This is a genomic window from Polynucleobacter sinensis, from assembly GCF_001595985.1.
GTDB classification, from domain to species: domain Bacteria; phylum Pseudomonadota; class Gammaproteobacteria; order Burkholderiales; family Burkholderiaceae; genus Polynucleobacter; species Polynucleobacter sinensis.
The window spans coordinates 343,091-360,922 of record NZ_LOJJ01000003.1; the positions used below are offsets into that span (position 1 = coordinate 343,091).

Here is a 17,832-nt window from a genome sequence, read left to right on the forward strand (position 1 = left end):
AAACAGGCCTTTCGGCCTGTTTATGTATGCTATTTATTCACAGGAGACTCAGGATCTAACAGCAATGCCATCACATCCTGAATTTGCTTTTCATTTAAGAGTTTGAAATGCGCGAAACGGGGCATATTGCTGCAAGCGTTATATGCCTTCGAATTATTAATTCGATTCCAGGTGTATTTAATAACATCTTGGGAATAGCCGCGTAACTTACCGTAGCCCGATAAGGACGGGCCAATATTCCCATAGGAGATCTCCTTTGGGTCAATTTGGTGGCAGTTGTAGCAACCCCCACCAATCACCGTATCCGCACTATCCGTCCATGTAGCACCACGACCACTCTGAGCAATTCTCTCGCCGCTTTTCCAATCACCAATATATTTACCATCAGATGGCTGCTTAATGCCATCCATATTTATCTTTTGGATCTTATCGCGCATAGCCTCTCCTTGCTTGCTATTCGCAAACTTAGGATCAGAACAAAACTTCTGAGTCGCATCTTGCTCAATACGATCAAGGCCTGCGATACCCTCAGCCTTAAAACTGTCTTGCATCATCTTATTGAACTTTGGATCATTCTTTTGCTGAGCAAATGCGCTAGCAGAAAATACGATTGCAGTGAGAGCCAATCCACTAATAGCGAAGAGTTTTTTGAATTGTATAGTTTTCATAATTGTGATCTCTTATCTATTAACGCTTTAAGCCTGGTGTTTCAACTGTGCCACCATTTGCAGTCTTAGCCATATACATAGACAAGGCAATTGTTACATCTGATCCGTAAATTGGGAACGGAAAACGCTGTTGACGATAGCAATCATTTAAACGTTGCTGCATTGTCCAGAACTGACCGCTAGATACACGATAGGCAGGCCAATACCCCCATCCCATCGCCGCACCCTTTTGTTCGGTCAGATTTGGCAAGTCCTGCAGGCGAATTCGTTTGCCACTTTCAGCATGGCAGGAAGCGCATGAAAAGTCCATTGGGCCGCCTTGAAAGAAGAAGGCGCGCTTACCTAAGTCATACATTTCTTTTTCTTTTGGATGAGAAGTGCTAACTTTAATTTTTTCACCCTTAGAAAGCGTGACAACATAAGCAACGATGGCCTCCATATCCTTCTTAGGCCCCTTTTGAAAAGGAGCATCAATCATCTCTTGAGGATTACGACCCTGGAGAACTTGCATACATGTCATCAAGCGAGACTCTAGATCTTGAACTTTGTTAGTGTCTTTGAAGTAGCGCGGCAACTGCGCCGCTGCACCTTTAACAACGCCCGAACCAAGACCTAGATCACATTTCTCTAGAGTGGCATTCTTAGGTCCAGCAGGTTTTTTCCAAAGATCCTCGCCAGCAGCCTCATATAGCTCCGAAGGGTTGCCATCAGCAATCATCTCGCGATATTTTGCAATATCGTCTGTAGCGCTATTTTGCGCTGACACTGAAGATGACATTGTTAATAAAGCGGCTACAAAACTTGTAGCCAGCCCTAAGGTTAATTTATGCTGCATTTGCTACCCTTTCAAAACCATGGAGGCGGTAAAGATTCATTCAAGCTAAGAAATTTAAGAAGCCGTCGCTTCGTCAGTGCGCTTATCGCCTTTGCTATCAACCCAGGTGACAGTAATCTTGTCACCCTTTGCGCCCTTGTACTTGAAATTCAAGAATGGATCTTTAGAAACGGCGGGGCCAAATTGTCCGTTTAAAACATCTTTGCCATTTGCCTTCACATTAATCGTGCTAATAAACCAAGCAGGAATAGTTTTGCCGGAGGCATCTTTACGCTGCCCAGATTCCATATCATGTTTCATCAAAATTTTTACATCAACAGTTCCACCGTTTTCAGCAGCTCTTACGCGCATTGGATCAGCCATTTTGTTCCTCTTTTATTCTGTATATAAATGAATTATTTAATTGAATACCACAAGATTAACCGCCGCAACCACCTAGGGTTACCTTGACCTCTTTGACGGCCATATTCCACTTACCATCGGCTTTAACCAAGGCGTAAACATTAGATGTTTGACCCATCTTGATACGCGTAGTGACGAATGAATCTGTTCCAGATGGGATAAAGAACTGAGCAGCTAAGGCGCTTGGATTCTTTTCAACCAAGATGGCCATTTGCTCAGCTTTAAGTGTGGTTGTAATTCCTACGGGTACCACGGCGCCATTCTCAGCAATATCAGGAGCATTTAAGGTCACAGCAGATGATTTATCTGGGCTGCCAGCACCGAGAATTTTAAAAACATCATCCAAGCTCTTGCCTTCAAACGCAGCCTTGTTCCACTCTTGCGCTTGCGCTACGCTGATAAGTCCAGTTGAGGCCATTAGCCCAAATACTGCCGAATATTTCATTAGACTGCGACGCTGCTGATTCATAAAAACTCCTTTATTAATCACTACCCTTATAAATACATTAGCTATTTTGCTTCAAAATCGCCAAAAGATTACTAATTTTCAATTATTTACCGCCTGATAGCATCCAAGACACTAAAGTCCTACGATCCTCATCAGACAGCTGGGCTTGGGGTGGCATTGGAATCGAACCCCAAACTCCCGCTCCACCAGCCTTCACCTTAGCCATGAGCCTATCTAAAGCACCCGCCTGACCGTCATATTTCTTGGCAATATCAGCAATAGAAGGCCCCACCAGCTTTGCATTAGGAGCATGACAGGCAGAACAGTTCTCGTTCTTAAAAAGCGCTGCGGGTCCCTTGGTGCTAACGACATGGGTGTCTACAGCATGAGCTAAGCCCGCGCCAGAGGATCCAGGTAGCTGCTTAATCGGCGGCTTAGTAGTGTCAGCGCCGCGATAAGGGCCATACATGCGATTTTGCTCTGCAATATTCTCATGGGCATTGCGGGCAAATTCTGGCAAGGTTGAGCCAATCTGAACAAATGGTACGCAGTTATGCATACAAGCACTCCCATTGACATCAGGCTTTCCCGCAACATTCCAAAAGCCATGCTTTGTTGTCATGCCATTGCGGTTAGGCATTTTGACTTCGGCAATATTGTTATTGTTCAGAACGAAATCATCTGGAACAATTTCACCCAAGCTCAAAATAAAGGCCACTAAGGCGTAAGTGTCATCGGGCGTAAGTGATCGAGGAGCGTTCCAAGGCATGGCGCGATAAATATAATCCCACAAGGTTGAAACTGTTGGCACCTTCATCAAGGTTGTTCTTTGTGGCTGCTTCATATCCTTTAATGAAGCTACTTGACCCGTCTTTACGTCATCCCTGGTGGTGCCGCCAGCAATTGGCGTAAAAATTTCGTTGGACTCGCCAAAGACCCCATGGCAACTGGCGCACTTTGCCTCCCAGATTTCCTGACCTTTTTCTACCGAACCCGACCCTTTTGGTAGACCTTTAAAATCCGGACGAACATCTATATCCCATGCAGCAACCTCAGCTGGAGTTGCCACTCGACCGATACCGGGAAATTTTGCAGATCCAGATTGAGCAAAAATAGAATGTGCGCCGACCAAAAATAAGAGCGCAAAACTTAAGCGAATAATAGATTTACCCGACTTGAACATTGCTCACCTCGCCGTTTGAATCCAATTTCCAGGACTGAATTGCATTGTTATGGTAAATCGAACGCGTTCCACGAACATCACGAAGTGCCTTAATAGATGGCTGAATATAGCCAGTTTCATCCATCGCACGCGATTGAAGAATCGCAGGAGAACCATCCCAGATCCAATCGATATTAAAACGCGTGATCGACTTAGTCAGGATAGGCGTTTCTAGTCTTGCAGTACGCCAATTGTTTCCACCATCAAATGAGACATCAACACGCTTTATCTTTCCACGACCTGACCAAGCCATTCCGCTTACGTTATAAAAACCCTTATCGAGCAATTGCTGCCCGCCTGATGGGGTAGTGATAACAGATTTACATTCTTGAATGGAGGCGTATTGACGATGAATGCCATTGGGCATGAGTTCAATATAGTGAACGGCTTCATCTTTAGAGTTCCATGCCATATCTCCAACTTCGAGGCGACGCAACCACTTAACCCAGCTAACGCCTTGAACACCAGGTACAACTAAGCGAAGTGGGAATCCATTTTCCGGACGCAACATCTCACCATTCATTGCCCAAGCAACAATCGTGTCCTCTAAGCAACTTTCAAGATTAATAGTGCGCGTCATTCCAGAGCCATCACCACCTTCTGCAAGGAGAAATTTCCCCTTTCTCAAATCAGCGCCACATTCGTCAAGAAGCACCTTCAAAGGTACGCCAGTAAATTCGCAACAAGACAGCATGCCGTGGGTATATTGAACCGTCGGTACAGCAACATTACCCCATTCAAGTCCAGTATTGGCTCCGCACTCAATAAAATGCGTGCGCGAGACCGAAGGCAGCCTCATCAAGTCATTCATAGTAAAGACGCGTGGATTTTTAACCATGCCATTAATCATCAGACGATGAGTCTCAGGATTTAAGTTATACCAACCTTGATGATGTCTTTCAAAATGCAAGCCATTTGGGGTGATGGTTCCAAATAGACCCTGCAGCGGCGTAAAGGCAACCGAAGCAGCTGATACTCTCGTTAAGCCTGGCGATTCACGACGAATTAAATTAGACTCGTAAATCGATGGTACGCCATATGGCATAGTTGCCACATTCTTACCGAGAGTTGTTTGCCACTCTTGTTTTTCTAAAATTGCGGGGTCTCCCTCGCCAGACGCCATCGCAAAGGGTGCCGCAAGACTTGCAGTTGCGCCACCAAGAGCGGACATAAAACCTTTTCGCAAAAAGCCGCGTCGCTTTTCATCCAAACCATTGGCATTGATGTCTGCGATCAAATCTTGAGAAAGAAAGTGTTCCGGAGCCCTAACCAAGCGAGCGCGATTGCTGGGCTTTTCAATCACTGAAATATCTTTTGTATGAATCTCTAGTTGCTTATTGGTCATCTGATTTCTACTTGAGGAAATGAAAACATTAGAAAATTAATGCAAGCTCTCTGCTATCTTGGCGCACACTGCTTGACACATATCTACTGTCGCACTATCGGCGATAGAGTAATAGACCGTAGCCCCCTCTTTACGCCTAACCAGTATTCCAGCCTTATAAAGTGCTGAAAGATGGCGGGAAACATTTGCTTGACTTGACCCGCACAGTTTGAGCACTTCGCTGACAGATTTCTCACCGCCACAAACGGCATACATAATGCGGAGGCGCGATGGCTCAGATAAAACATTGAAATATTCAGCAACCCCAATAAACACCTTCTCCATCTCTTTTGCGGAAAGATTCTTGGTTGCCTGCTTTACTTTTGCTTTACTATTCATTGCCCTATAAGCATATATGCGTATACATGCATATATTGAACCTCGAAGACTTGAATCTTTATATAGTGAGATACCCTAGTCACAAACACAATACAATCCAAATAAATGGATATAGATGCAATTCTGCTGTCGCTCAAGCTTGCGTTTTGGACTGTGGTACTTATATTGCCCCCGGGAATATGGGTAGCCCACAAGCTTGTCAAATTAAATAAAAGTCGCCCATGGTTAGAGGCGCTATTAGCCCTGCCCTTGGTTTTGCCTCCCACCGTCCTAGGTTACTATTTTTTAGTGGGCTTTAGCGGAAAGACCTTTTTGGGTATTCCCCTGGTGTTCTCATTTCTTGGCATTCTTATTGCCTCACTCATTGTCAATCTACCATTTGCTATACAGCCGATACAGCGCGCATTTGAAGCCATCAACCCCGAAATTCGCGAAGCTGCTCAAGTCAGCGGTCTAGGCAACTGGCAAATATTTCGACTCATTGAGCTGCCTCTAGCTTGGCGTGGAATTACCAGTGCTGCCGTACTCACTTTTGCCCATACCCTTGGAGAGTTCGGAGTAGTGCTCATGGTTGGAGGCGCCATACCTGGTGACACAAAAACTGTTTCCATTGCAATTTATGACAAGGTTCAGAGCTTCGATACTACCGGGGCTGGGGCGCTTGCCCTCCTATTGCTGGTTATCTCCCTGCTGGCCATAGGAATATCGTATGGAGTCTTCGGCCGCAATCCCACCAATGGGCGCGGAGGAAGGGTTTAATGCTCAAAATTAAGCTAGCTCAGGCCCTACCCATGCCAATCCAGGTAAATCTCGAATGTGCCCCTGGTGAGTTACATGCATTGGTAGGCCCATCTGGTAGCGGAAAAACTACAGTATTAAGAACAATTGCGGGCTTAAGACAAGCCAGCTTCGGACTCATCGAGTGCGACTCTCAAGTATGGTTTCAAGGTGATGAATTCAATGGCGTAAGCCAATGCCTTGATGCTGCCACAAGGTCTTGCGGATTTCTCTTTCAACAATATGCCCTTTTTCCTCACCTCACCAGCTTGGAGAATGTCTGTATACCACTCCAAAATTCTGGATTGAGTAAAAATGAACGCCAAGCCACAGCACTTCGCTGGTTAGATCAAATGGGTATATCCGATTTAGCCAACAGAATGCCCAATCAACTCTCTGGCGGTCAACAACAACGGGTTGCATTAGCAAGAGCCCTCGCAAGAAAACCCAAAGTGCTTTTGCTTGATGAACCCTTCTCTGCAATCGATGCACCAACACGTCAGAGTCTATACAAGACATTAGCCGATCTACGAAGAGACTTAAATATTCCCATTCTCATGGTGACTCATGATTTGCGGGAAGCCGACTTGCTGGCAGATCGTATTACCGTAATTGATAAAGGGATTAGCCTTCAAACATCAAGCCCTCGAGCTCTATTCCAAAGGCCTCGTAACTCCAGAGTAGCAGAGCTCGTAGGTATCAGAAATATGTTCCATGGCGTCTTTAATGCCGGGAGCTTAAGTTGGGATGGCTGCGGAGAAAAATTTCCCGTAGTGGACAAGGGGAAAATACCACCCAATGTTCGAGTAGCTTGGGTTATTCCTCAAAGCGGCTTGAGTGTACATAATTACCCCACAAGCACCAGCATTCCAGCAATCGTTGAAACAATGAGCAGCCTTGGTCAAATCGCAGTTACGCAATTTCGTATTCAGGATAGTCAGAACACTGTTGAGTGGGAAGCCTCATCCGCAGAGATCAAAAGACTCAATATAGAATGCGGCAAGCTGATGCATATTGAATTCGATGGTAGTCAAATTCATATCATGCCCTTGAGGCCAATTAATGACCCAAGAAGATTTCAGGAATCCATTTAATACTACTTCTGTGCCGTCAAACCCAAAAGCGCCGACATTCCCGCATGTCTTGCGCCTTCAGATAATTCCTTCTCATAGCAACGCAGATCGAGAATCTTGAATTCTTGAGCCAGTTCGCGAATCATTTCTTCTGTATACAAGTGCTCAATTAAAGATGGGCCACCAGTCTTGTATTGAAGTTGCTTTGGCGTATAACCTTGCAAAATAAAAATTCCACCCGGCTTAAGGGATAAATAGACTTGCTTAAATATACGAGCGCGCATTGCTGGGTCTGCAAACTGAATAAAAATTGCAACAATGGCGTCATACGCATTGATCTGCCAGTGATATCCATCACTATCGCACAAGGAATAATCAATGCTGACTTGATTATCAATCGCCCATTGCTTCGCTTTATTTAAGGCGATATCCGATACATCGAATCCGGACACATGCATACCTTGCTTAGCAAGCCAGACGCCATTACGCCCTTCTCCATCGGCAATGCAAAGAACTGAATCGCCAGCTTTTAAATGGGGATTGGATTGTGAAACTAGATATTCATTCGGATCCTTTCCGAAAATGAACTCCTCCTTATTGAAGCGCTCATTCCAGAATTGGGTCGCATCCGAAAAACCCATCTACTTACGCAGTCCACCAATCAAATCATTTTTTAAATCATTAACATTTTCAAGTCCAACAGCAATGCGAACGAGGCCATCCGTTATGCCTGCTATTTTTCGGGCTTCAGGACTCACCCTGCAGTGAGTTGTTGTCGCAGGATGGGTGATTGTTGTTCGAGTGTCACCTAAGTTGGCGGTAATAGAACAAATCCGAGTCTGATTAATCAATTTAAATGCAGCCTTCTTTCCGCCCTTTAAAGTAAAGGACAAGATTGCCCCACCCTCTTTTTGCTGACGTTTAGCCAAAGCATGTTGCGGATGAGACTTAAGACCGGGGTGATAAACACGCTCAACACCGGGTTGCTTTTCCAACCACTGAGCAATTGCTAAGGCATTTTGACTTTGCTGCTTCATGCGCAATTCCAGTGTTTCTAAGCCTTTAAGAAAAACCCAAGCATTAAAAGCGGAAAGTGTTGGCCCCGCTGTTCTCACATATGGAAAAACCTTCCCCATAACGAAGTCGTTGCTACCAACAATAGCGCCTCCAACAACGCGGCCCTGACCATCGAGATACTTTGTTGCTGAATGGATCACCACATCAGCACCCAAAGATAAAGGTTTTTGTAATGCCGGAGTGCAAAAGCAGTTATCTACAGCAAACAATGCTTTAGCTTTTTTTGCAATCTTAGAGATAGCTTTAATATCTGCGATCTCTGTTAAGGGGTTAGATGGGGTTTCCAAATAAAATAGTTTGGTATTTTCTTGGACTGCGTTCTGCCAGGCCTTGGTATCGGCTAAATCTACATAGGTAGTAGTAATGCCAAAACGACCTAAGATATTGCTAAATAATTGTATGGTTGCGCCAAATACTGAGCGTGAGCAAACTACATGGTCGCCAGCCTGAAGATGTGACATCGCCATGGTCAAAATCGCAGCCATACCAGATGAGGTTGCAATGCAGGCCTCACCACCCTCAAGGGCGGCTAACCTGTCCTGAAACATGCTTACAGTAGGATTGGTAAAGCGCGAGTAAATAAAGCCTTGATCTGCATGAGCAAACCCATCAGCAGCAAGCTCTGCACTATCGAAACAAAAACTCGAAGTTAAAAACATCGCCTCAGAATGCTCTTGGAATTCGGCAGTACGACGAGTTCCAGCACGAACAGCAATGGTTTCTAGTGCTAGTTTTGAAAAATCTGGTTTTTTACGGGTATTTTTACTCTTCATACCGCTATTTTGACACTGAATTAGCAATTTGCCTCAGGCTTGATGGCCTGAGGAAATCTGGCGTTGTTTTTAGTCTTCGGTGGCCAAGTGCAAATGTAATTGTGAGCGAGCAAAATCACTGGAATCACGTTGACGGTCGGCCTTTGCTTCAGAGCTATTCCGAGCAGCCTCCAAAGCATCCAAATACGAATCATTGATATCGCCAGTGATGTAATGCCCATCAAAACAAGATGCCTCAAAATTCTGAATATTGGGGTTGATATCCTTGACCGCCTGCTTCATATCTTCAACACTCTGATAAATCAGCTGATCAGCGCCAATCATCTTATTAATCTCATCATCGGTCCTGCCATAGGCAACCAATTCGCTGCGCGTCGGCATATCAATTCCATAGACATTCGGAAAGCGTACAGGAGGAGCTGCCGAAGCAAAGATTACTTTTTTAGCACCTGACTCTCTCGCCATCTGAACAATCTCAAAAGATGTAGTTCCGCGAACAATAGAGTCATCCACAATTAATACCGTTTTATCCTTGAACTCAATTCGCATTGCATTGAGCTTCTGGCGCACGGACTTTTTACGTACGGCTTGGCCAGGCATGATGAATGTTCTACCGATATAACGATTTTTAAAGAAGCCTTCGCGGTAATCCACCCCTAAACGTTTTGCCACCTGCATAGCGGCTGGGCGGCTTGAATCTGGTATCGGCATGACTACATCGATTTCACCAGGAATCGTTTCCTTTCGAATCTTCTCAGCAAGATAGTCACCCATGCGCATGCGCACGTTATAGACAGTAACTCCATCAATAGTGGAGTCTGGGCGAGCCATATAAACATATTCAAAAATACATGGCGTAAGCACTGCGTCTACAACACATTGGCGAGAATAGAAATTTCCGTCTAAATCGATATAAATTGCTTCGCCTGGATTAACGTCGCGAACAAATGTAAAACCAAGACCTTCAAGAGCTACAGACTCGGAGGCGACCATCCACTCTGGACCCTTGGGCGTGTCAATGCGTCCAATACACAAAGGGCGAATTCCAAATGGGTCACGAAATGCTAATAAACCGTAACCAGCAATCAAGGAAACTACTGCATAAGAGCCCTTAACGCGTTTGGTAACGCCAGTTACCGCGTTAAACATTGCGCCCTCATCTAAGGCGGCACTATTGGTTTCTTTTTGCAACTCATCTGCTAAGACATTTAACAATACTTCCGTATCAGAGCTGGTATTAATGTGACGACGATCACGATACGCCATCTCAACACGCAAGCTTGGCGCATTTGTCAAATTACCGTTATGAGCCAAAATGATTCCGTATGGAGCGCTAACATAAAAGGGTTGCGCCTCTTCCTCGCTACTTGCTGAGCCAGCAGTTGGGTAGCGTACTTGCCCGATTCCAGCATTGCCAACTAGGCTACGCATATTACGAGTTCTAAATACATCGCGCACTAAACCATTGGCTTTGTGCATAGTGAATGAATTGCCATTCATTGTCGCAATACCAGCCGCATCCTGACCACGATGCTGCAAGAGCAGTAATGCGTCATATAAAAGTTGATTAACCGGGGAGTGGGAAACTGTTCCAACGACGCCGCACATAAGCCTAGATCCCTATTGTCAATGAAGGTGTAACTGTTGGTGTAATTTTAGGCATTGCGTCGCCCAATTGTTTGGCCCAGTCAGCTGGTAGCCATCCCTTGATTAGACCTGTTGCCATATCAATCGCAGGACGCGTAATAGCTTTCTGCCAGGCAACACTTTGAGGTATCGGTGTTAGGGCCGCCAAAGTCGCCATTACTACAACAACCAAGCCGCCACGAACTAAACCAAATACCAGCCCTAAAAAACGGTCGGTCATACTCAAGCCGGCAGATAGAATAATTTTTTGAATCACATTACCAAGCAAACCGCAGATGATCAGCGACAAGATAAACAAGATCAAGAAACTCACACCTAAACTTAAGAGCTCATCAATATGAAAAGTAGATAGCCATTCAGTAGCAAGGTAGTTGGTGTAATGATAGGAAACCCATGCCGCAACAAACCAGGATGCAAGAGCTAACACCTCTTTAAATAAGCCGCGAGAAATACCAACCAATGCGGAAACCAGCAAGACTACCAAGGTGAAATAATCCACCGTTGTTAAATTTAGGGTGGATAAATATTCCATTAGGGTGTGCCCACCTCAACAAGCCGTGGAGATAAGCCCATTGCCTTAACTTTTTTCTCCGCAGCCTCTGCCGCCTCTTTATCAGCAAACGGTCCAGCACGTAATACATACAACTTAACGCCATCTGATCCAGTTTTATTGATCACATAATTTGGAATCTTTTGATCCTTCATTTTGGCAATCCACCCTTTAGCACGCTCCTCGGAGGCGAAAGCGCCAATCTGAATAACATACTTACCCGATCCAGCTAATTTCTTGGGGACCTCTTCGGCTTTGACTTTGGCGGCAGGAGCTGCAACAACCTCTTCGCCAGCGGCTAAACCAATAGTGCTGGACTTAGTTGGTGATGGGGCTGACTTTGTGTCTGTTTTAAGCTCTGACTTCGCTTCAGTTGCAGGTGCGGCGGCGGCCTCTTTAGGGGCAATTTCTTTTTCCTTGGGAGGCAACTCTGGTGACGTCGCAGGCTTGATCTTCTCCTCCACGACTGGAGAAGCAGCGTTAGTGGTTGGTAGGCTGGTTACGATATTAACGGCGATATCATTGCTGACAGATTTAGGTGTGTTATCCAAGATGCGCGGTAGACCAACGACGGCAATGAGAACCAACACACTTGCACCTATCAGCCGATGGCGCGCACGTTGTTGTTCTGGATCTTCGGTTAAGGCAAGCTCTTCGCTTTCCTGGGCCCTTTGAAAACTTCTAGGGGCCAACTTATTAACAGTGCGACGACTCCTTACCGAACCTTGATCAAGGTCTTCAGTATCTAGGTTTCGCTTAAAAAGCTTTGGTAAACGAATCATGGATCAATGCGCCTGGTTGTTTCGATAAGCCATTACGCCGGCAACGGTATAGAAGGATCCGAAGATCACAATTCTATCACCCTCACCGGCTTTGGATAGTGCTTTTTGATATGCGGCTGCGGGGTCCGGGAAGCATTCAATACCGCCATCCTCACCGTTCTTGACCGCCACACCCAACTCTTGGAGCTTAAGGGACAGGTCTTGAGCGCTGGCCGCTCTTGCTGTTGGCAAATCCGTACAAAACCAAAAATCGACCGCATTGAGCAAGGGCTTAATCACCCCGGCGATATCCTTGTCAGCCATAGCCCCGAAAATAGCATAGGTGTATGGGTGAAAACCCATCTTATCCAAGCCCTGGCCAAGAGTGGCAGCCGCATGAGGATTATGAGCAACATCAAGCACCACAGTAGGTTGGCCAGGGAGAACCTGGAAACGGCCAGGCAGCTCTACTAAGGCAAAACCATTCCGAATATCCTGAGCGCTTACGGGAAGACGCTGATGAAGAGCCATCAATGCTGCGATAACCGCAGAAGCATTCAAAATTTGATTGGCGCCACGTAAAGCTGGATACCCCAACCCACTGAAACGCTTCTGGCGCCCCGCCCAACCCCACTGCTGTTTATCGCCTTGAAAATTGTAATCACGCCCCTGTAACCATAGATCACAACCTAACTTATCCGCATAATCAATTAAGGATTGTGGTGGCACAGGATCACCGCAAACTGCAATCGCACCTGCACGAAAAATCCCCGCTTTTTCCAAGCCAATAGCTTCACGTGTACCACCTAAAAAGTCCGCGTGATCAATATCAATACTGGTCACAATTGCACAATCAGCATCTACTATGTTGACTGCGTCTAGGCGCCCACCCATTCCCACCTCTAGAACTACCGCATCTAAATTCGAATTCGAAAATAAATGCATGATTGCTAAGGTGGTAAATTCAAAATAGGTGAGAGTCGGCGCATCAACTAAGCTCACCCTAGCGTTTTCTACAGCGGTAAAGTGCTCAAGTAAAAGGCCGTCCTTCACCTCTTCGCCATTGATGCGTGCACGCTCATTAAACGAGATCAGATGGGGTGACATATGGCAGCCGACCTTATAACCAGATGCCAGCAAAATACTTTCTAAGTAGGCGCAGGTTGAGCCCTTGCCATTGGTTCCAGCTACGGTAATTACTGGGCAGTCAAAATGAAGACCTAGAGCTTCTTTAACTCGAGAAATACGCTCAAGCCCCATGTCAATGCCGACAGGATGGGCGGTCTCCAGGTAGGCAAGCCAGGCCGAGAGGCTAGAAAAAAGAATGGGGGGTTGGTGTGAGGTACTCAAGCGCCTAAACAGCCGCGCCACCCGCAATTGCAGGTTCTGGTAACTGCTGGAGCAGCGCCAATAAACGGGCAATTTCTCCGCGCATTTGACGACGGTCAACAATCATGTCAATGCCACCCTTTTGCATCAAGAACTCAGAACGTTGAAAGCCCTCTGGCAATTTTTCGCGAACAGTTTGTTCGATGACGCGGGGTCCCGCAAAGCCAATTAATGCCTTGGGTTCAGCCATCACCACATCGCCCATAAAAGCGAAGCTGGCGGAGATTCCGCCCATAGTGGGATCGGTTAAAACACTGATATATGGCAAACCTTTTTTAGAGAGTAAGGTAAGCATCGAATTGGTTTTAGCCATCTGAAACAGTGAGAGCAGGCTCTCCTGCATGCGCGCACCACCAGTAGCAGTAATACAAATGAAGGCACACTTCTTAGCTATCGCCTCTTGAACTCCACGGGCAAAACGCTCGCCAACTACCGAACCCATCGAGCCCCCCATATACTGAAACTCAAAACAGGCAGCTACAACAGGGATACTTTCAATCTTTCCGCCCAACACAATTAGCGCCTCAGATTCGCCAGAGGCATCATTGGCCTCTTTGATACGGTCAGGATATTTCTTCGAATCTTTAAATTTGAGAGGGTCAGTTGGATAAATATCTGCACCAATCTCATATCGCCCCTTAGGATCTAATAAGCTATCAAGACGCTGACGAGCGCCGATACGCATATGGTGACTGCATTTAGGGCAAACAGATAAGTTAGCTTCGATATCCGTGCTATACAGAACAGTTTCGCAGCTGGGGCACTTTACCCATAAGCCCTCAGGAACCGATTTACGGTTCGCAGGATCCGTATGTTGGATTTGTGGGGGTAATAATTTATCAATCCAGCTCATCAGTTTTCAACTATCCAGTGCATTAACTATCTAAAGCGACGCGAATTTCACGTATGAAGTTTTCAAGTGATTGTACCGCTTGACCTGGGGCAGCATCCTCCAAAATGCGAATAATTCGACTGCCAATGACGACTGCATCTGCTGTTTTTGACACTGTACGAGCACTTTCAGCATCATTGATGCCAAATCCCACGGCAATCGGGATGGGGGTCTCCTCACGAATTTTAGGGATGATGCTGGCGACATCCTGAGTATTGAGGTGGGAAGCTCCCGTGACCCCACGCATAGAAACGTAATATATATAACCAGAAGCTATTTTGGCAGCCTCTTTTATACGTAAAGGTGATGAAGTAGGCGCCAGAAGGAAGATGGGGTCAACGCCCGCAATCCGCATACGAGCAGCAAAGTCCACGCATTCCTCTGGAGGGTAATCCACAATCAAAACACCATCCACACCGGCCGCTTTAGCTTCAATTGCAAAGCGCTCTGCCCCCATTTGCTCGACTGGATTGGCGTAGCCCATTAGCACCACTGGAGTGTTGGCATCATTTTTCCGAAATTCTTTCACCATGTCCAGGCAACCATGCAAGGTGACACCTAAAGCAAGGGCTCGCTCTGATGAACGCTGAATGACGGGGCCATCTGCCATTGGATCAGAAAAAGGCACTCCAAGCTCAATAATGTTTGCACCACCACGAACCATTGCATGCATTAACTCTACTGTTAACTTTGGATCTGGATCACCAGCGGTAATAAAAGGAATGAGGCCCTTCTTGCCAGATGTTTTTAACTCTTGAAAAAGAGTGGTAATTTTTGACATAACAGTTCGTGATTAATAATTCTGATTTGAATAGTGAAGCTTAACCCTCTGATCCGGTTGCTTGCGCTACGGTGTGCATATCTTTATCACCGCGACCGGATAGGTTCACCAAAATAGTTTGATCTTTTGGAAGTGTTGCAGCCAACTTACAAGCATAAGCAATCGCGTGGGAGGATTCGAGCGCAGGAATAATGCCTTCAATGCGACAGCAATCATGGAATGCTTTGAGAGCCTCCTCATCTGTGATTGCAACATACTCTGCACGACCAGAATCTTTTAACCAGGCATGCTCAGGCCCAACACCTGGATAGTCCATGCCTGCAGAGACAGAGTGCGTCTCAGAAATTTGGCCATTCTCATCCTGCAAAAGATAGGTGCGGTTGCCATGCAATACGCCGGGCTTACCAACACAAAGCGCAGCAGAATGGAGGCCACTGTTCAAACCGTGACCAGCAGCTTCTACACCAATCAATTTGACCTCTGGATAGTCAATATAAGGATGGAAGATGCCCATCGCATTTGATCCACCGCCAACACAAGCCAATACGTAGTCCGGCTGACGACCAGTCATTTCAGGCATCTGCACTTTGCACTCTTCACCAATAACACTCTGAAAATCCCGTACCATCATCGGGTATGGATGTGGGCCAGCTACCGTTCCAATAATGTAGAAGGTGTTATCAACATTAGTAACCCAGTCGCGCATTGCTTCATTTAAAGCATCCTTTAGCGTCTTTGTTCCAGACTCCACAGGAACTACTTTTGCGCCAAGCAGTTTCATACGGAATACATTCTGCGCTTGACGAGCAACATCAACTGCACCTTGATAGACAGTGCAATCCAAACCAAATCGAGCGCAAATCGTTGCAGTAGCGACACCATGCTGCCCTGCTCCCGTCTCAGCAATAATGCGAGGCTTACCCATTCGCTTAGCAAGCATGGCCTGACCGATCACATTATTAATTTTGTGTGCGCCAGTATGGTTTAAGTCTTCACGCTTGAGATAGATCTGAGCACCGCCAAGCATTTCACTCCAACGCTTGGCATGATAAATTGGTGATGGACGACCAACGAAGTGTTTTAACTCGTAATGAAATTCTTCTAAAAACTCTGGGTCATGCTGATACTTTGCATAAGCCTCTTTGAGCTCATCCAAAGCAAACATCAATGTTTCAGAAACAAATACGCCACCATAAGGACCGAAGTGCCCTCTTGCATCTGGCTTATCGTACATAGCTACCTCTTTTGATTAGAACTGCAAATATTAGGGTGATGGAGTTGCATCTGCGATGCGTACTGCCTCAATAAACTGCTTCATCAATACAGGATCTTTAATGCCCTTGCTAATTTCTACGCCACTAGAGACGTCAACTGCGCAAGGATGAAGGCGTGTAATTGCTTCGCCCACGTTGTGCGCGTTCAATCCACCACTCAAAACGACCCGAGGCGCGTTTGCGCTTATCCATTCTTGCGGAATCCCCTGCCAATCAAAAGGAACGCCTCCGCCACCATACCCTTCAACCAGGGCATCGAGCAAAAAGGCATTTGCTTGGCTATATTGTATGGAAAAATCGTCATAAGCGAATTGTCCCCCCACCCTAGCCGCTTTGATCCAGGGCTGACCTTGAGCTAAGCGCTGGCAGACTGCAGGCGGTTCATCCCCATGAAATTGCCACAAAGTGATCGGTGCCACAGCTCTGATAGCTTCAAATTGAGCGTCAGATGCATTGACAACAAGTCCAACGGCATCAACCCCGGCAGGAAGCCTAGAAATCAATGAGGCGGCGATATTGGGGGTTACCGCTCTTGGGCTTGGCGGATAAAAGACAAAGCCCACAGCATCAACTCCGGCCGCTACGGCTGAATCGATATCTGCAGGCGTTCTTAGGCCGCAGATCTTAATCCGAGTTCGATTTGCAGAGTAGGTAAGTAAGCCCATGATGGAATGATAAGGCTTTAGACCAGATGCAACCTAAGCTTAATCAAAGAAGGTATTTGGGCAACCATGAATTACCCAGCCAAGGCTGAGGAATATGAAATTCTTCTGGATAGGCAATTTGAGCCAAATACAAGCCAGCAGGTGAAAAAGTGGGAGCCGCAATACTGCGATCCTTTGCCTCTAAAACCTCGGACATCCACTGAGATGACTGCCTACGAACGCCAATTTGCAGAAAACTTCCCACTAAATTTCGGACCATATGATGCAAAAATGCATTTCCCTTAATCTTGAAATAGAGCCAGGGCTCATCAGAAAAGATTTCGATGGAATTAATCGTCTTAATAGGTGTCTTACTTTGACACTCAGAAGAACGAAATGAGGTGAAATCATGCTCACCGATTAAACATTTCGCAGCAGTCTCCATAGCAGCCACATCAAACCACTGATTTTCAGGAAGCATCAAATAACCTGCGCGAGATGCAACCATTGGTGAACGGCATGGCCCCGCATGCAATGCATAAATGTAAGTGCGCTCAAAGGCAGAATAACGGGCACTGAAATTTTCTGAAACTGGTTGCGCCCAATTAACCACAATCGATTCAGGTAAAAAAGAGTTGACCCCCCTAACCCAAGACCAATTCTCACGTTCTACGTTCACATCAAAGTGCACCACTTGACCCAAAGCATGAACACCAGCATCTGTTCGGCCTGCAGTAATGACGCGAATAGGATTTGATTTGACTCCATCAATCCCGACAAAGGCGGTGATAGCGTTCTCTAATTCGTCCTGTATGGTGCTTTGATTAACTTGCGATTGCCACCCAGAATAAGGGGTGCCATCATATTGAAGTCCTAAGGCAATACGCATGAAATTG

Annotated in this window: 20 protein-coding genes; 2 read left to right on the forward strand and 18 right to left on the reverse strand. The window is 46.1% G+C overall.

What is annotated here, in order from left to right; translation table 11 throughout:
* Positions 1–29 precede the first annotated feature (29 nt).
* The 7 genes from soxX to AOB49_RS05525 all read right to left on the reverse strand — a co-directional run bounded on the left by soxX (position 30) and on the right by AOB49_RS05525 (position 5,298).
* Complete coding sequence (soxX, locus tag AOB49_RS05495; protein WP_062308792.1) at positions 30–668, reverse strand: sulfur oxidation c-type cytochrome SoxX; 639 nt, start codon at positions 666–668, stop codon at positions 30–32.
* Positions 669–687: 19 nt separating this feature from the next.
* A complete protein-coding gene (gene soxA / locus AOB49_RS05500) occupies positions 688–1,503 on the reverse strand; it encodes a sulfur oxidation c-type cytochrome SoxA (RefSeq protein ID WP_062308794.1) in 816 nt (271 codons plus the stop codon).
* A 54-nt stretch (positions 1,504–1,557) separates the two neighbouring features.
* Positions 1,558–1,866 carry a thiosulfate oxidation carrier complex protein SoxZ gene (gene soxZ / locus AOB49_RS05505; RefSeq protein WP_062308795.1) on the reverse strand — a complete coding sequence of 103 codons (309 nt, stop codon included), beginning with the start codon at positions 1,864–1,866 and terminating at the stop codon, positions 1,558–1,560.
* 55 nt (positions 1,867–1,921) lie between these two features.
* A complete protein-coding gene (gene soxY / locus AOB49_RS05510; protein WP_062308797.1) occupies positions 1,922–2,374 on the reverse strand; it encodes a thiosulfate oxidation carrier protein SoxY in 453 nt (150 codons plus the stop codon).
* Positions 2,375–2,456: 82 nt separating this feature from the next.
* Positions 2,457–3,536 (reverse strand): c-type cytochrome, encoded by a 1,080-nt coding sequence (locus AOB49_RS05515; RefSeq protein WP_062308798.1) that lies wholly within the window; start codon positions 3,534–3,536, stop codon positions 2,457–2,459.
* Positions 3,520–4,875 (reverse strand): sulfite dehydrogenase, encoded by a 1,356-nt coding sequence (gene soxC, locus AOB49_RS05520; protein WP_062309353.1) that lies wholly within the window; start codon positions 4,873–4,875, stop codon positions 3,520–3,522. Before soxC ends, AOB49_RS05515 begins: the two co-directional genes overlap by 17 nt.
* 81 nt (positions 4,876–4,956) lie before the next feature.
* Complete coding sequence (locus AOB49_RS05525; RefSeq protein ID WP_062308800.1) at positions 4,957–5,298, reverse strand: ArsR/SmtB family transcription factor; 342 nt, start codon at positions 5,296–5,298, stop codon at positions 4,957–4,959.
* Positions 5,299–5,403: 105 nt separating this feature from the next.
* Here AOB49_RS05525 and modB point away from each other — a divergent pair, with 105 nt between their 5' ends.
* Positions 5,404–6,057 carry a molybdate ABC transporter permease subunit gene (modB, locus tag AOB49_RS05530; RefSeq protein WP_062308802.1) on the forward strand — a complete coding sequence of 218 codons (654 nt, stop codon included), beginning with the start codon at positions 5,404–5,406 and terminating at the stop codon, positions 6,055–6,057.
* Positions 6,057–7,169, forward strand: a complete 1,113-nt coding sequence (locus tag AOB49_RS05535) for an ABC transporter ATP-binding protein (protein WP_062308804.1) — start codon at positions 6,057–6,059, stop codon at positions 7,167–7,169. The genes modB and AOB49_RS05535 overlap by 1 nt, the downstream gene beginning before the upstream one ends.
* A 2-nt stretch (positions 7,170–7,171) precedes the next feature.
* Here the strand turns inward: AOB49_RS05535 and AOB49_RS05540 are convergent, their stop codons facing one another.
* From AOB49_RS05540 to truA, 11 genes are all read right to left on the reverse strand, one after another.
* A complete protein-coding gene (locus AOB49_RS05540) occupies positions 7,172–7,789 on the reverse strand; it encodes a class I SAM-dependent methyltransferase (protein ID WP_062308806.1) in 618 nt (205 codons plus the stop codon).
* The gene (locus tag AOB49_RS05545) at positions 7,790–8,998 is read right to left on the reverse strand and encodes an O-succinylhomoserine sulfhydrylase (protein ID WP_062308808.1); all 1,209 of its coding nucleotides are present in this window, start codon (positions 8,996–8,998) and stop codon (positions 7,790–7,792) included. It abuts the gene before it with no gap.
* A 69-nt stretch (positions 8,999–9,067) separates the two neighbouring features.
* Positions 9,068–10,606, reverse strand: a complete 1,539-nt coding sequence (purF, locus tag AOB49_RS05550; RefSeq protein WP_062308809.1) for an amidophosphoribosyltransferase — start codon at positions 10,604–10,606, stop codon at positions 9,068–9,070.
* A gap of 4 nt (positions 10,607–10,610) precedes the next feature.
* Positions 10,611–11,177 (reverse strand): CvpA family protein, encoded by a 567-nt coding sequence (locus AOB49_RS05555; protein ID WP_062308811.1) that lies wholly within the window; start codon positions 11,175–11,177, stop codon positions 10,611–10,613.
* On the reverse strand, positions 11,177–11,977 hold the full coding sequence (locus AOB49_RS05560) for an SPOR domain-containing protein (RefSeq protein ID WP_062308813.1): 801 nt from the start codon (positions 11,975–11,977) through the stop codon (positions 11,177–11,179). The genes AOB49_RS05555 and AOB49_RS05560 overlap by 1 nt, the downstream gene beginning before the upstream one ends.
* Before the next feature lie 3 nt (positions 11,978–11,980).
* Positions 11,981–13,306 (reverse strand): bifunctional tetrahydrofolate synthase/dihydrofolate synthase, encoded by a 1,326-nt coding sequence (gene folC, locus AOB49_RS05565; RefSeq protein ID WP_172793396.1) that lies wholly within the window; start codon positions 13,304–13,306, stop codon positions 11,981–11,983.
* 4 nt (positions 13,307–13,310) lie between these two features.
* Positions 13,311–14,198: an acetyl-CoA carboxylase, carboxyltransferase subunit beta gene (gene accD / locus AOB49_RS05570; protein WP_062308816.1), complete on the reverse strand. Its 888-nt coding sequence runs from the start codon at positions 14,196–14,198 to the stop codon at positions 13,311–13,313.
* Positions 14,199–14,220: 22 nt separating this feature from the next.
* Positions 14,221–15,018, reverse strand: coding sequence for a tryptophan synthase subunit alpha (trpA, locus tag AOB49_RS05575; RefSeq protein WP_062308818.1), 798 nt, complete (start codon positions 15,016–15,018; stop codon positions 14,221–14,223).
* Positions 15,019–15,058: 40 nt separating this feature from the next.
* Entirely contained in the window at positions 15,059–16,252 is a 1,194-nt protein-coding gene (gene trpB / locus AOB49_RS05580) for a tryptophan synthase subunit beta (RefSeq protein WP_062308820.1), read from the reverse strand.
* Between the two features lie 30 nt (positions 16,253–16,282).
* Complete coding sequence (locus AOB49_RS05585; protein ID WP_062308822.1) at positions 16,283–16,957, reverse strand: phosphoribosylanthranilate isomerase; 675 nt, start codon at positions 16,955–16,957, stop codon at positions 16,283–16,285.
* Positions 16,958–17,000: 43 nt separating this feature from the next.
* The gene (gene truA, locus AOB49_RS05590; RefSeq protein ID WP_062308824.1) at positions 17,001–17,825 is read right to left on the reverse strand and encodes a tRNA pseudouridine(38-40) synthase TruA; all 825 of its coding nucleotides are present in this window, start codon (positions 17,823–17,825) and stop codon (positions 17,001–17,003) included.
* Positions 17,826–17,832 lie beyond the last annotated feature (7 nt).